13 protein-coding genes and 1 tRNA gene are annotated in these 14,124 nt (G+C 37.0%); 10 read left to right on the forward strand and 4 right to left on the reverse strand.

Translation table 11 applies throughout. The features are described 5' to 3' along the window. The 6 genes from folE to BN202_RS00190 all read left to right on the forward strand — a co-directional run bounded on the left by folE (nt 1) and on the right by BN202_RS00190 (nt 5,649). On the forward strand, nt 1-621 hold the full coding sequence (gene folE / locus BN202_RS00165; protein ID WP_019218489.1) for a GTP cyclohydrolase I FolE: 621 nt from the start codon (nt 1-3) through the stop codon (nt 619-621). 143 nt (nt 622-764) lie between these two features. After that, a tRNA-Leu gene (locus BN202_RS00170) sits at nt 765-849 on the forward strand. Nucleotides 850-1,048: 199 nt separating this feature from the next. Further along, on the forward strand, nt 1,049-2,242 hold the full coding sequence (locus BN202_RS00175; protein ID WP_019218490.1) for an alpha/beta hydrolase: 1,194 nt from the start codon (nt 1,049-1,051) through the stop codon (nt 2,240-2,242). A gap of 120 nt (nt 2,243-2,362) precedes the next feature. Further along, a complete protein-coding gene (locus BN202_RS00180) occupies nt 2,363-2,857 on the forward strand; it encodes a hypothetical protein (protein ID WP_019218491.1) in 495 nt (164 codons plus the stop codon). A 374-nt stretch (nt 2,858-3,231) separates the two neighbouring features. Then, the gene (locus BN202_RS00185; protein WP_019218492.1) at nt 3,232-3,915 is read left to right on the forward strand and encodes a nitroreductase; all 684 of its coding nucleotides are present in this window, start codon (nt 3,232-3,234) and stop codon (nt 3,913-3,915) included. Between the two features lie 336 nt (nt 3,916-4,251). Next, a complete protein-coding gene (locus BN202_RS00190; protein WP_019218493.1) occupies nt 4,252-5,649 on the forward strand; it encodes an L-serine ammonia-lyase in 1,398 nt (465 codons plus the stop codon). An 873-nt stretch (nt 5,650-6,522) separates the two neighbouring features. Here BN202_RS00190 and BN202_RS00195 read toward each other — a convergent pair. Next, nucleotides 6,523-6,801 carry a hypothetical protein gene (locus BN202_RS00195; RefSeq protein WP_019218494.1) on the reverse strand — a complete coding sequence of 93 codons (279 nt, stop codon included), beginning with the start codon at nt 6,799-6,801 and terminating at the stop codon, nt 6,523-6,525. Between the two features lie 32 nt (nt 6,802-6,833). Then, nucleotides 6,834-8,180, reverse strand: coding sequence for a D-alanyl-D-alanine carboxypeptidase (locus tag BN202_RS00200; protein ID WP_019218495.1), 1,347 nt, complete (start codon nt 8,178-8,180; stop codon nt 6,834-6,836). A 239-nt stretch (nt 8,181-8,419) separates the two neighbouring features. Here BN202_RS00200 and clpS point away from each other — a divergent pair, with 239 nt between their 5' ends. Both clpS and clpA read left to right on the forward strand, forming a co-directional pair. Then, nucleotides 8,420-8,791: an ATP-dependent Clp protease adapter ClpS gene (gene clpS, locus BN202_RS00205; RefSeq protein WP_019218496.1), complete on the forward strand. Its 372-nt coding sequence runs from the start codon at nt 8,420-8,422 to the stop codon at nt 8,789-8,791. Nucleotides 8,792-8,797: 6 nt separating this feature from the next. Beyond that, the gene (gene clpA, locus BN202_RS00210) at nt 8,798-11,149 is read left to right on the forward strand and encodes an ATP-dependent Clp protease ATP-binding subunit ClpA (RefSeq protein WP_019218497.1); all 2,352 of its coding nucleotides are present in this window, start codon (nt 8,798-8,800) and stop codon (nt 11,147-11,149) included. Between the two features lie 7 nt (nt 11,150-11,156). Here the strand turns inward: clpA and BN202_RS00215 are convergent, their stop codons facing one another. Both BN202_RS00215 and BN202_RS00220 read right to left on the reverse strand, forming a co-directional pair. Beyond that, a complete protein-coding gene (locus BN202_RS00215; RefSeq protein WP_019218498.1) occupies nt 11,157-11,579 on the reverse strand; it encodes an HIT family protein in 423 nt (140 codons plus the stop codon). 140 nt (nt 11,580-11,719) lie between these two features. Next, the gene (locus tag BN202_RS00220) at nt 11,720-12,181 is read right to left on the reverse strand and encodes a RidA family protein (RefSeq protein ID WP_019218499.1); all 462 of its coding nucleotides are present in this window, start codon (nt 12,179-12,181) and stop codon (nt 11,720-11,722) included. A 146-nt stretch (nt 12,182-12,327) separates the two neighbouring features. On the opposite strand from BN202_RS00220, the gene BN202_RS00225 reads away from it, so the two are divergent. Both BN202_RS00225 and rpsB read left to right on the forward strand, forming a co-directional pair. Further along, nucleotides 12,328-13,152, forward strand: a complete 825-nt coding sequence (locus BN202_RS00225; RefSeq protein ID WP_019218500.1) for an EipB family protein — start codon at nt 12,328-12,330, stop codon at nt 13,150-13,152. A 158-nt stretch (nt 13,153-13,310) separates the two neighbouring features. Next, nucleotides 13,311-14,084 carry a 30S ribosomal protein S2 gene (gene rpsB, locus BN202_RS00230; protein ID WP_019218501.1) on the forward strand — a complete coding sequence of 258 codons (774 nt, stop codon included), beginning with the start codon at nt 13,311-13,313 and terminating at the stop codon, nt 14,082-14,084. Nucleotides 14,085-14,124 lie beyond the last annotated feature (40 nt).

Consider the following 14,124-nt stretch of genomic DNA (forward strand, 5'->3'; position numbering starts at 1 on the left):
ATGCATAATGTTGTTAAAGGAGGTACGAAAGATCCATTTTTACCGAGAGAAAAGCGCCCAAGCTTTGAAGAAGCACAAGAAGCGGTTCGTACATTGCTTTTATGGGTGGGAGAAAATCCAAATCGAGAAGGGCTTTTAGATACTCCAGAACGTGTAGCTAAAGCATATCGCGAGCTTTTTCTTGGTTATGACGAATCTGTTGAAAAAATTTTGGGCACGGTTTTTGAAGAAGTTTCAGGATACAATGAAGCAATAATCGTCAAAGATATTCCTTTTTATTCTCATTGTGAGCACCATATGATTCCAATAATTGGGAAAGCTCATATCGGATACCTTCCTGATACAAAGGTTGTTGGTCTTTCAAAAATTGCGCGCGTTGTAGGTATTTTTTCTCGTCGTTTACAGACTCAAGAGGCTATGACAGCGCAGATAGCTGATGCGTTGGCTATGTGTTTGCAGCCTTGTGGTGTTGCTGTATTGATTGAGGCCGAACACCTGTGTATGGCTATGAGAGGAATCCAAAAGCAAGGGGCTAAAACGATTACAATGTGTTTTCGTGGTTGTTATGAAAAAGATCGAGCTGCACAAGATAACTTTATGAGAATGGTGCAAAGATCATAGTAAAATCTGTATTTTTATGATTTTAAGTTGGGCTATAAATTATTTCGGGTAAAATAAATCATGAGAAAATGAAAATAGGCTTGTACCTTGCTTTGTGATTTGTTAAAGCCAAGAAACTGAAATACTTTGCTTCACCATCATGTGCGGTCGTGGCGGAATTGGTAGACGCGCAGCGTTGAGGTCGCTGTGGGGCAACCCGTGGAAGTTCGAGTCTTCTCGACCGCACCATTTAAGTTCTCTAGAGCTGGGGTGAGTTTTTTATATTGAGGGGCATTATTTTATGCAGCGCCCATTTTGTACATTGTATTGCATTGCAGTGAATTTCTTCTTTGTATATAATCCGTTAGTGTTTTGCGTAATGATTTGATTTCAGATCAATGGGAGTTTTGTTTTTTACGGTAGATTTAAATCTTTTAAAGAGGGCGGAATGGTGTTAGTGAGAGGCGCAGCGTTTTTAAAGTATTTAGCGTTCTTTATTTATATATCTTTGTTAACGGCATGTAGTACATCGCGTGCAGTTCTTTGGCATGGGGTGCATGCAACGCCGTCTATGGTTGCAGTACAAAGAGAAGTTGAAGGAAAACAAATTCTTCCCAAAGCTATTGTTCCGGTATATGTTGCAACAAGTCGTATGATGCAAAAAAACTATTCTCAACCTTATGGAGCAGAACGGTCAAATAAAGTACACTATAACCGCGTTGATGTAGGAATCCCTCAACAACATGTGAAGGGGTTTGTTGAAATAAATGCTTACAAACCTACTCACGATAAATATTTTGCAGCAGTAGCGTTACAAAAATACGATGACAAAGAACAATTTAAACAACAATTAAATGCTTCTTTAGCAAAAAGACCAAAGGGAAAAAGAGAAATTTTCCTTTTTATTCATGGCTATAATAACAATTTTGCAGATGGTACATTTCGGACTGCTCAGTTTACGCATGATTATTCTTTAAATGTTGTCACTGTACATTATTCATGGCCCTCTGCTGGATCAGTTCCTCTTTATATTTATGACCGTGATAGCGCCAATTTTGCACGTGACGGATTGATAGAGCTTTTGACACTTATTAGTGAAACCAATGCAGATCAGATTTCTGTTATTGCACACTCTATGGGCAATTTCGTTATCATGGAGGCGTTTAGAACTTTAGCATTACAGGGAAAATATAAACCTATTCGTCGTATTACAAGTCTCTTAATGGCAGCGCCGGATATTGATGTTGATGTTTTTGAACGCCAGCTTAAAGATATTAAAAAATTGCCTCAACCAACCGCTATTTTGGTATCTCGAGCGGATAAAGCTCTTGCTGTTTCAGGGCGTCTTACAGGTGGTCATCATCGTGTGGGGGATGGTGCAGATATTGAAATGTTGCGTAAAAATGGAATAGCTGTCCTCGACTTTTCTAATGTTGATGGTGGAGCACACAATGTTTTTGCATCTTCGCCAACTTTGATGGCACTCTCTCGAGAAGGTTCTTTGGCTTCTACAATTATGCAAGGCACAGAATTATCACCTAGTCAGGCACTTCTTGCTGATAGTAGTACTGTATTGGAGAAAACAACACATATTATTCTTTATACACCAGTACGCTTATTATCTCCACTCGCTCCACATTAACTATGAAAAGAATAGAGGAGAAGTGCTCGATTGTTTTTAGTACTTTCTTTAGAATGGTTGTATAAAATAAAAAATGAATAGCGGAATGAATGTAAAAACCAGTCATTAGGCGAGTTTGTGATGGTTACAGGAAAGCACTATACCAATACGTCTATATTAGTTGATTGTTTATCTCATTCCGCAGCTAAGTTATTAAGTATTCATGCTATGCTTTTGAAGGCGAAAGAAGGTCATATGGGGGAGAAACCAAATTTATTGCGTCAAATTGATTCTACAAAAAAACATCTGGATGAGATAAGCCATGCTCTTATTTTAGAATATCGTAAACGCCAAGAAAATGAGCGCTTTTTAAAACAGATTTTGTTGTCAATTTCCGATCAACTTTTTTCACTTAACAGTGCATTCAAGGAAACTGGACGTCTTTTCTTTCAAGAGATTAGAATAGTGCAGTCTCAGATTCAATGTTTTAATGATGGGCAGGAGAGGCAGAATTTATTAAATAGCCAAGAATCTTTTCATTCTCCATCAAAAATTGATGAAGTCATTAAGCAATTACAAAAAGCACGAGAAAAGCTTATTGTTGAAAGTCCACATCTTTTTGAAAAAGAATGTTAAAGCTTAGAAAAAATTGAGCAAAATATGCGAATAAAAATATTTTCAATTTCATAGAAAACAGTGCACTTAAAAGATCATAGGAGTTTAAAAAAGAACCGATGGTTATGGTGCATTTTTTGCTAGAATCCTTTGATTACCTTAATTATAAAGTTATTGTTTTTTATTCGCACTATGAATAATTTCTTTCAACAGAGCTAAGATACATTCAAAGAATGATGAGAAATAAGTTGGCAAAAAAGAATACGCTTTGTAGAAGTGTATTAAAAGATCCTATTCTTTTTTATTTGAAAGCTTCCTAACGTTTAAAATATTCATTGAAGCAATGTTGTGTGCAATAAAATAAAGAGAATGGTAGCCTAGAGAAAGTAAAAACAATGATAGATAATTCTCCTCTTGATATCTTCCAATCCATTCTATCACGTAAGTCAATTCGCGCTTTTAGTAGTCAGCCAGTTTTGCAGGAAACAATTAGAGAAATATTAAAATTTGCATCACGTGCCCCATCGGGGACAAATCTTCAGCCATGGCAAGTTATTGTACTTACAGGAGATGCATTACAGAAATTAGGGCAAGAGCTATCACGTCTTGCACTTTTAGGTATAAAAGGAGAGCGTGAATATCATTATTATCCACGTCAATGGCGTGAGCCTTATCTTTCAAGGCGCCGAAAAAATGGTTTAGATCTTTATAAAAGTCTTGGAATTGAAAAAGATAATCAGGAAAAAATGCTTCGCCAAAAAGCTCGAAATTTTTCATTTTTTGGTGCACCTGTAGGACTTTTGTTTACAATGGATCATGATATGGAAATAGGAAGTTGGCTTGATTTAGGTATATTTATGCAAACCATTATGTTAGCAGCACGTGGATTTGGATTAGACACATGTCCCCAAGCGGCTTTTGCTGATTATCATAGACAAATTCGTACACTGTTGTCTGTACCTACTGATCGGCATATTATTTGTGGTATGGCACTTGGCTATCGTGATGAGAGTGCTCCAGAGAACAATTTTGAGACTGAACGCGAACCAATAGAGAATTTTGTGCGTTTTATTGAATGATATCCATAGAATATTTTTATGTAAATGAGTGTAATTTTTTAAGAGTTTTGGGCATCATAAAAATATTTTGGTGGGAAGTTTTCACTCTTATTGAATTTTAATATTGCATGTTAATATTTATTTTACTACGTTTAAAACGTTAATAGAATGATTATTTTCATCTTTGAAGGTTGGCTATGGAAAGCACTCTAGAAAGTAAGTGTTGGGTGGTAGCAAGACGAGCTATATTTATATTTGTTGCGGTTATTTTTTTGCTTATCTTTCATTTTAATTTTAAATAAGACAAGCGTGATAAAAAAGCATATACCTAGAATATATATAGTTTTGAGGTGATGCGTGTTTTTATCTGTTTTTGAACTCTTTAAAATTGGTATTGGTCCTTCCAGTTCACATACAATGGGCCCGATGACGGCTGCTAATATGTTTTTGCAAGAAATTCTTGCGCGGAGTCTTTCTCAACCATTTGGTGCTGAAGTTGCTTGTATCCGTGTTTATCTTTACGGTTCTTTGGCTTTTACAGGAATTGGTCATGCTACAGATAGAGCTATTATATTAGGGCTTTTGGGAGAAAAGGCTTCAACTGTTGATCCTGATTCTATGGGATTTTTATTAGAAAAGGTTGCACATGAAAAAAAAGTGCACCCCAAAGGCCATCCTGCTTATCAATTTAATTTGCAAAATGATCTTATTTTTGAGAGAAAAAAAGTTCTCCCTGGCCATACTAATGGACTTGCCTTTGAAGGGCTTGATGCTGATGGAAATGTTCTTTTACGGCAAATTTATTATTCTATCGGTGGTGGTTTTGTTATGACTGAAGATCAATTAAATCATGTGAATGATAATATAAAATCAGAAATTTCTGAAGTGCCATATCCCTTTAATTCTGCGCGTGAAATGTTATCAATGGCAGAAAAAACAGGACTTTCAATTGCTGAAATGAAGCGCTTAAATGAAGAAGTGATGATGGAGCGTTCTGTTCTTGATTCGGGGCTTGATGAAATTTTTTCAGCTATGACAAATTGCATTGAGAGAGGTCTAGCACAAGAAGGTGAGTTGCCAGGTGGATTGCATGTTCCAAGACGCGCCAAAAAGCTGCACGAAACACTTTTGGAAAATCAAAAGAAAAACCGCAACTTTCCACTTTTAGCAAATGATTGGCTTTCGGTATATGCCATAGCAGTGAATGAGGAAAATGCTGCCGGTGGTCGTGTTGTTACGGCACCGACAAATGGGGCTGCTGGTGTTGTGCCTGCAGTTTTGCGCTATTATCTTCAATTTTATGACGATTCAGATCGAGAAGGAATACATAATTTTTTGTTGACGGCAGCAGCTATTGGTGGCGTTATCAAGCATAATGCTTCTATTTCTGGTGCAGAAGTAGGGTGTCAAGGTGAGGTTGGAACGGCATCTTCAATGGCAGCAGCAGGATTGACAGCCGCATTAGGTGGGTCACCAGCGCAAATTGAAAATGCAGCAGAGATTGCGCTTGAGCATCATTTGGGAATGACGTGTGATCCTGTTGCAGGTCTTGTACAAGTGCCTTGTATTGAGCGCAATGCAATGGGAGCCGTTAAGGCTGTAACAGCTTCTTCTCTTGCTTTACATGGTAATGGAGAACATTTTGTTTCTCTTGATGCCTGTATAGAAACAATGCGACAAACTGGACATGATATGAGTGAACGCTATAAAGAAACGAGTAAAGCTGGACTCGCAGTCAATGCAATATCCTGTTAAAGAACGCGGCAGATATTTAATCTGGTAAATTTTTAAGTATTTTTTGCCGCTTATGAAGGTGCAAGTGAGAACTATCTTTTGTTTTTTACTTTCTATATTGTCACCTGTTGTTGCATTAAGATGCTTCATAAGGAGCATATGCAGTTTCTTCTTAAGTGCTTTTTTATCTAGTTCTTCCGCTTGTGATGTAAAAAAATAGTTTTTATTATTCGATTTTAAAACAGATTTGAAATGAGAATATTTCTGTATTTCTGGTTCTCGTTCAAAGTGTAAAATGATAATTTTGTGAAGAATGTATTGCATAAGGGCTAATGAATTGATCTTTTCACAATTGTCCATAAACAGCAGCATTTATTCAATTACAGTAGAAAATGTGTCTTTGTACATGTAAAAAAACATCTAATACAATAAGTTGCTACAAACATAATGAGCACTGAAGATAAAGTGATAGTGCTAGTCTTTTGGGGGGATTGCATTTATGATTCATGGGTAGTGTTAAGAAGTGGTGGAGGAGCATCTAAGGGAATATTCTAAGTTATTTTATATTTTTATAAAGAACATGCGTTTAGAAAATAGTTGAAAAATTTTATATAATGTTTACTCCACTTGGTGGACTTTGGTGTTATTAAAAACGTTTTTTCATAAAAAAGGGGCTTATTCTAATCAAATTCAAGAATAAATTAATATTTACTATTTTTCTTTATTTTAAGGTAAATTTATTGAAAAGTTAGAAAAAATTTGGGAAAAACTGACAAGTAAAATTCTCATCAATATGAGGAAAGAACTACGCCTTCTAAAGCATTTTAAAAGGCTGTAATTAATGTACAAATAGTTTTGTTAAGTAAATAATTGCCGCGAAAATTATTTACAAAATCAGATATTTGTTGCACCCAGATGGATTTTAATAGGCACATTACCGGTTTGGCTTGCAACACGTAAATGAATACGCACAGGAGGCATTATAAGACGACGATTGCGCATTGTTTGGCAAATAAGAAGATTGACAAGAGACTGCGTGTCTAATGCAGGCGGAGTATATTTAAAACCAGCAAGTTTTATCATAGCGTTATGAAGAGAGCGTAATGAGAGGTAAGATGATTGCTTCAACAACTTTTCTTTTTCATAGGGTGAAGCAAGAGCATTGTGTGTCATGATACTATCCTTAACGCATAATCTAAAAACTTTTAGTAAGTTACAGTATAGCAGTTAAAATTTGCTTTCTTTAATGTAGAACAAGCATTAAATGCTTCTTTTTTTGATTGAAAGCCTAAAAACCGCGCGCGATAATAACGATGTCCGCTTTTTTCAAATAATTGCATATGTGGAGATGCATTTTTTAGAGAAGAATAAGCGGTACTTCTTGCTTTTGAAAGCAGAGTTTGTGCTTGTTCTTTACTAGGAAGTGAACCAATTTGGATGGCCCATTCAGCGTTTGTGGATAGAGAGGCTGTGACAATTTTAGTCTCAACGGATCGGCTTTTCTGAGGGTTAGGAATTGGTATAATTGCTTGGTTTACTGCAGCTATTGCTGTATTGGAATTTCGAGGTTGTTCTGCAAACGCTGTCAACAGAGTAGAAACTTCATCTTCAAGATTGTTTGGTTCAGCTTTACTGAGGGGGATAGGAATATTATTCCCAGTGGGTAAGTTGTGGTTTACAGAAGCTATTAAGCGTCCATTATTTTTCATTTGGCTGGCTTTTGGCAAATATTGACTCAATAAGCTGGCCATATGCTCATCACGTGCGGTAGATGATTTACCTCCCATAACGACAGCAACGATAGAGCGTCCTTCAAGACGCATAGACGATGCTAAATTAGAACCTGACATTTGTGTATAACCTGTTTTAATTCCATCGACACCTTTCATCCTTTTGACGAGTTTATTGTGGCTGTTAATTGTATATCCACGGAAAGTAAAACTTTTTGTTTTGAACAATTTATACTGCTGTGGAAAATGTTTGCGCAGAGCCAATGACAAAGTCGCCATATCCCGTGCTGTGGAATAATTGCGTACATCTGGAAGACCTGAAGCATTTGCAAAATTTGTATGGATCATGCCAAGTTTTTTAGCTTTAGCTGTCATCATTCGAGCAAATCTCTTTTCACTACCACCAAGATATTCTGCAATGGCAGTGGCAACATCATTTGCCGATTTTGTAATGAGAGCTTTAGCTGCTGCTTCTGCAGAAATTGTTTCTCCTACTTTAAAGCCGATTTTTGTTGGCGGACGGGTCGCTGCGTAATATGAGATAGGAATTGGTGTATTTGGTGTTACACGACGCATATGCATAGATTCAAAGAGCATGTATAAGGTCATCATTTTTGTTAAGGAAGCAGGATAACGCTTCAATGTTGCATTGGCTTGAAAAAGAGTTTTTCCTGTATTGGCATCTATAACGATTGCAGCATATTTATCAGGATAGGCTCCTTGGGGAGTAGCCGATGCCCAAGAGTAAGAAAGAGCTAAAATAATAAAAGCAATTGCTAGTTTTGAGTAGCAACGTACAATTTTTTGGCAATTAATATACACCTGCGATATCCTATTTCTCCATTTATCTTGAAAATTTTGTAAAGTTTTTTTCTTTTGCAGCTTATTGATACAATTTAGCCGAATGGTATTACTAATTTGTTTACAGAAATTATTTTATGAGTTCCCATATGGGTCTTAAACCTCATAATCATAAGATAAAGTTTTTTTCTTTAGACAAACAATTGTTGCAATAGTTATGAAAAAAATTAAAATTTAAATATATTCCATAGGAAATAATGATGTTACAGGAGCTAATAACAAATTCCATATTCTACCTTATACGAAATAAAAAGGGCAAAAATTGGGATGAATATAGGCATGATGCTATTTTAATGCCAAAGATGAGAATAAAACTCCAAAAGCCTAAATTATATCGTGTTTTTTTACTTAATGATGATTATACTCCTATGGATTTTGTCATTTTTATTTTGAAAAACTTTTTTAATAAAAATTTCGAAGAAGCAACGCGTATTATGCTAAATGTTCATCACAATGGGGTAGGCGAATGCGGGATTTATACTTATGAAGTTGCTGAAATGAAAATAATACAAGTTAGGGAGTGCGCGCGTCAAAATGAACATCCATTACAATGTGTAATGGAATGGAAGTGAGGGATTATGCCATCTTTTACACCTAGTCTTGAAGAGGTTTTACACCGCGCATTAACAATTGCTACGCAAGCGCGGCACGAATATGCGACATTAGAACATCTTCTGCTCGCTCTGCTTGATGATGCCGATGCAAATTCAGTTATTCAGGCTTGTCGGGTAGATGTGGAAGAATTGCGAGAACGCTTAACCAACTATATCCAGTCAGAATTGGATGTGCAGATTAGAGCGAATGAGGATACAAAACCAACAACATTTTTTCAGCGTGTTATCCAACGTGCAGTGATTCATGCGCAATCCGCTGGAAAAGATGAAGTGTCGGGAGCAAATGTTCTCGTTGCCATTTTTTCTGAACGTGAAAGTCATGCGGCATATTTTCTTCAAGAGATGGGGATGACACGCTATGATGCTGTGCGTTTTATTTCACATGGTATCACGCGGGATGAGGGATTATCCATGTTGCTTGAGGGGCTTGAAGAGCAATTAGATCAGCAGATTTCAGACAGTGATGAAAAGATAACGAGTGCACTGAAAAATTATTGTGTTGATCTTAATTGTAAAGCAAGTAATGGAAAAATTGATTTATTAATTGGTCGTGAAGTAGAAATTTCACGCATGATTCAGATTTTATGTCGAAGATCAAAAAACAATCCGCTTTTGGTTGGTGATCCTGGAGTTGGAAAAACCGCTATCATTGAGGGGTTAGCAAAAGGCATTGTTGATGGACAAGTTCCTGAAGTTTTAACAAATGCAACGATATTTTCTCTTGATATGGGAGGACTTGTTGCTGGTACGCGCTATCGTGGCGATTTTGAAGAACGCTTAAAGCAAATTATTAAAGAACTTGAGCAATATCCAGATGCTATTTTATTTATTGATGAGATTCATACCTTAATTGGAGCAGGGGCGACATTGGGAGGGAATATGGATGCGGCAAACCTTTTAAAACCTGCATTATCTTCTGGAACCATTCGGTGTATTGGTTCAACGACTTACAGAGAATATCGCAAAATTTTTGAACAAGATCGTGCTCTAGAGCGCCGTTTTCAGAAAATTGATGTTCATGAACCTTCTATCGCTGATGCAATTAAGATTTTGCAAGGGTTGAAGCCTTATTTTGAAGATTTTCATCAGATTAAATATACAGATCAGGCGATGAAGGCATCCGTAGAACTGTCTTCACGTTATATGATTGATCGGCGATTACCTGATAAAGCAATTGATGTTGTTGATGAAAGTGGAGCTGCACAAAAGCTTTTGCCAAAAAAACAACGAAAAAAGACTATAGGCGTTAAAGAAATTGAAACGACTGTTGCTACTATGGCAAGGATTCCACAAAAAACAGTTTCTGGTGATGATCAGAAGATGCTTAGAAAATTAGAAAAAGAAATTAAGCAGGCTGTTTATGGACAAGATCAGGCAATTTCCGCATTAGTGTCATCCATTAAATTAGCCCGAGCAGGATTGCGAGAACCAAACAAACCAATAGGAAGTTATTTATTTTCAGGACCAACAGGGGTAGGAAAAACTGAAGTTGCAAAACAACTTGCATCTTCTTTAAGCGTTGAGCTGTTACGTTTTGATATGTCAGAATATATGGAACGCCATACAGTGGCACGCTTAATTGGTGCACCTCCAGGTTACATAGGATTTGATCAAGGAGGTCTTCTTACAGATGCAGTTGATCAGAATCCTCATGCAGTTCTCTTACTGGATGAAATTGAAAAAGCGCATCCAGAATTATTTAATATTTTATTGCAGGTAATGGATTATGGGAAATTAACAGATCATAATGGTAAAAAAATTGATTTTAGCAATATTATCTTAATTATGACAACGAATGCTGGTGCTTCAGAGATGACAAAAGCAGCTATCGGATTTGGCAAAGTGTATCGCGATGGTGATGATATTGAAGCAATTAATCGACTCTTTACGCCGGAGTTTCGTAACAGGTTGGATGCAATCATTCCGTTTGCAGCTTTATCTCGGTTTATTATCAATCAGATCGTACAAAAATTTATTTTTCAGCTTGAAGCACAATTAGCTGATCGAGGCGTTTGTTTTGAATTAACTTCTTCCGCAATGGCTTGGCTTGCTCACAAAGGATATGATCCCCAGATGGGGGCACGTCCATTAAGTCGTGTTATACAAGAACATATTAAGAAGCCATTAGCTGACGAAATTCTATTTGGAAAGTTGCGCAGTGGTGGCATAGTTCACGTGTCGACACAGAAATTAATTGGAGAAAAAGAGGGGTTGCAATTACAAATCTCATCTTCTGATGTATCTTTGTCTTCAAAAAATAGCAAAACAACGCATTTTACCAAAAAACGTATGAAGAAAAGAAGCTCAACAACTTAAAAAAGCTTTAAAGAGCAGCGCGGATTTTTTTTGCGTGTTCTTCAAGTATTTCTGTAGGCGTGATAACATTATTATGGGGAATAAGTTCTATTCCTTCCATACGTGGAATGATATGGAAATGGAGATGATAAACGGTTTGTTGACTAGCTGCTTCATTAAGTTGCATGATTGTTATACCATCCGCGAGAAAGGCCTTTTTGACAGCACTGGCAATTTTTTGCACAGCTTTAATAACTGGAAACAATGTATCAGTATCTGCATCTAATAAGTTTCTAGAGCCTTTCCGGGGAATGACCAGCGTGTGACCTGGTGCTTGTGGCATAATATCCATGAATGCAATGACATCATCATCTTCATAGACACGAACGGAAGGGATCTCATTACGAATCAATTTAGCAAAAACGTTATTGTCGTCATAAGCTTTTTTCATATCAATATTTCCTTATTATTTATTTAATTTATAAATTTTAATTCGAGATCGAAGAATGTGAAAGTTGCTAGGGTGTAAATAAAGAAAAGATTTCGCATTGAGTTATCACTTTATATAGATGCGTGACCATTGATGAAGCTTTAAATCTCTATGATAGCTTCAACTTCTACTGGAACGTTCATAGGAAGAGAGGTAACACCAATGGCAGAACGAGCATGTTTTCCAGATTCACCAAGAATATTGACGAATAAATCAGAAGCTCCATTTGCAATAAGAGGAATATCAGTAAAATGAGGATCCACAGCGACAAAAGCAGTGATTTTTACCACACGTTTTATTCTCTTTAAATCACCGAGAGTTGCCTTAATTTGTGCGAGAATATTGAGTGCACAGACTTCAGCTGCTTTTTTTGCTTGTTCGGCATTAACTGTTGCGCCAACTTTGCCAGTTGCTATGGGCTTTCCATTTACAAGGGGGAGTTGTCCAGAAACAAAGAGTTGGTTGCCGCTTTGTAGGGCGGTTACGTAATTGGCAATAGGTTGTATTGCTTCAGGAAGAGCGATTCCCAGTTTTTGAAGATGAATTTCAATTGTATCTGTCATAATTTAAATTCCGTAGCTTTCTAATGAACATATTCATTGCATAAACTATTTTTTGATTTAAGGAAATGTGTGGTTAATTGAGAGATGAGCCTTTTTTGCCTTCGTGTATGGTGTTATGGAGCGGGGATAAGAATTGGAAATTAGGAATGCTCAGGTCGTTATTTATAATATTTTTATATGTTGTTTTTTCATGTACTGTGAAAGCTGAAGAGTCTATTTTTATTGCACCTCACCGAGCAATTTATGATTTTCAGCTTGATAGTGTTTCCCATGAAATGACAATTTCGGGAATGACAGGGCGCATGGTTTATGAGCTGACGGGTTCAGCATGTCGGGGCTATACCACACGTTTTCGCTTCATTCGCCGTCTTCATATGGATGATATGCCAGTGCGTTTGACTGATCAACAAACGGTAAGTTATGAAACGGGTGATAGTCGTACATTTCATTTTAATGTTACAGATCAAATCGGACAGGAAATTGTACACCGTGTAGAAGGTGTAGCTGAGCGTATTCAAGATGAGCTTATCGTAAAACTAACAAAGCCAAAAGCAAAAGAATACAAACTTGCAATGGCTGAGTTTCCAATTATGCAGCTAAAGAATATTATCCGCAATGCGAAAGCAGGGCATCATTTTTACAATGTTAATGTCTTTGATGGAACAGATAAGGCGGATAAAGTTATTAGAGAAAGTATAGTTATTGGGGAAAAAACATTCCTACACTCTGATATTGAAACAAAAAAGATGGGGAAAATGGAGGAAGAAGAATCTTGGCCGATTACAATTTCTTATTTTGATGATGTAGAAAAAAAAGATGGTTTGCCTGTCTATCGTACAAGTTTTCTTTTATACGAGAATGGCGTTATGAGGGATCTTCATGTGGATTATGGAACTTTTGCAGTGCGTGCCAAATTGAACAGTCTTGAATTCCTCGAGGCTACGAAAAATCTTGATCAGTGTAAACATTAAAGAATTTTGGAAAATAACTTGAAAAAGAATCAAATATTAGTATGTTGACACTATTCCACACGCGGAGTTTGGGTGTTTGCGAGAAAAATCTAGCAAACGTCCCCCGGTAGTAGGATTTCCTACTTTTTCCGCGGAGGTTAAACCGGAAAGGATATATTATGGCACTACCAGATTTTACTATGCACCAGCTTTTAGAAGCAGGTGTCCATTTTGGTCACCAAACGCATCGCTGGAATCCCAAAATGACTCCCTATATTTACGGTCAGCGTAATAATATTCATATTATTGACCTTGCCCAGACAGTTCCTCTTTTACACCAAGCACTTAAACTTGTTTCAGATACAGTTGCACGTGGTGGTCGTATTCTCTTTGTTGGCACTAAGCGGCAAGCATCTGATATTATCGCTGATGCAGCGAATCGTTCAGCACAATATTATGTTAATGCGCGTTGGCTTGGCGGCATGCTCACGAACTGGAAAACAATTTCTAATTCGATACATCGTTTGCGTAAACTAGACAAAATTCTTGCTGCTGAAGCACAGGGCTTTACCAAAAAAGAACGTTTAAATCTTGAACGTGATCGTGAGAAGCTTAATCGTGCACTTGGTGGTATTAAGGATATGGGATCTGTTCCAGATCTTATATTTGTTATCGATACAAATAAAGAGAATATTGCTATTCAGGAAGCAAAACGTTTAGGCATTCCAGTTATTGCTATTATTGATACCAACTGCGATCCTGATAATATTACACACCCCATTCCAGGGAATGACGATGCATCCCGTGCAATTTCTCTTTATTGTGATCTTTTTGCTCGTGCGGCTCTTGATGGTATTGCTCGCCAACAAGGTGCAATGGGTGTCGATTTAGGAGCTCAAGCTGATGCGCCTATGGAAACTGTTTTGGAAAATACAGCTCCAGTTTCCGAGTAGTTATTAAGATGCACTGTTAGGGTGTTTATTTTCTAAAGAA

The sequence above is a fragment of the Bartonella florencae genome, assembly GCF_000312525.1.
Taxonomy (GTDB): Bacteria; Pseudomonadota; Alphaproteobacteria; order Rhizobiales; family Rhizobiaceae; genus Bartonella; species Bartonella florencae.

Bases quoted from the DNA above. Each gene is read 5' to 3' on its own strand.
- folE (WP_019218489.1), top strand. From the start codon at position 1: ATGCATAATGTTGTTAAAGGAGGTACGAAAGATCCATTTTTACCGAGA.
- BN202_RS00175 (WP_019218490.1), top strand. From the start codon at position 1,049: ATGGTGTTAGTGAGAGGCGCAGCGTTTTTAAAGTATTTAGCGTTCTTT.
- BN202_RS00180 (WP_019218491.1), top strand. From the start codon at position 2,363: ATGGTTACAGGAAAGCACTATACCAATACGTCTATATTAGTTGATTGT.
- BN202_RS00185 (WP_019218492.1), top strand. From the start codon at position 3,232: ATGATAGATAATTCTCCTCTTGATATCTTCCAATCCATTCTATCACGT.
- BN202_RS00195 (WP_019218494.1), bottom strand. From the start codon at position 6,801: ATGACACACAATGCTCTTGCTTCACCCTATGAAAAAGAAAAGTTGTTG.
- clpS (WP_019218496.1), top strand. From the start codon at position 8,420: ATGTTACAGGAGCTAATAACAAATTCCATATTCTACCTTATACGAAAT.
- clpA (WP_019218497.1), top strand. From the start codon at position 8,798: ATGCCATCTTTTACACCTAGTCTTGAAGAGGTTTTACACCGCGCATTA.
- BN202_RS00215 (WP_019218498.1), bottom strand. From the start codon at position 11,579: ATGAAAAAAGCTTATGACGACAATAACGTTTTTGCTAAATTGATTCGT.
- BN202_RS00220 (WP_019218499.1), bottom strand. From the start codon at position 12,181: ATGACAGATACAATTGAAATTCATCTTCAAAAACTGGGAATCGCTCTT.
- BN202_RS00225 (WP_019218500.1), top strand. From the start codon at position 12,328: ATGCTCAGGTCGTTATTTATAATATTTTTATATGTTGTTTTTTCATGT.
- rpsB (WP_019218501.1), top strand. From the start codon at position 13,311: ATGGCACTACCAGATTTTACTATGCACCAGCTTTTAGAAGCAGGTGTC.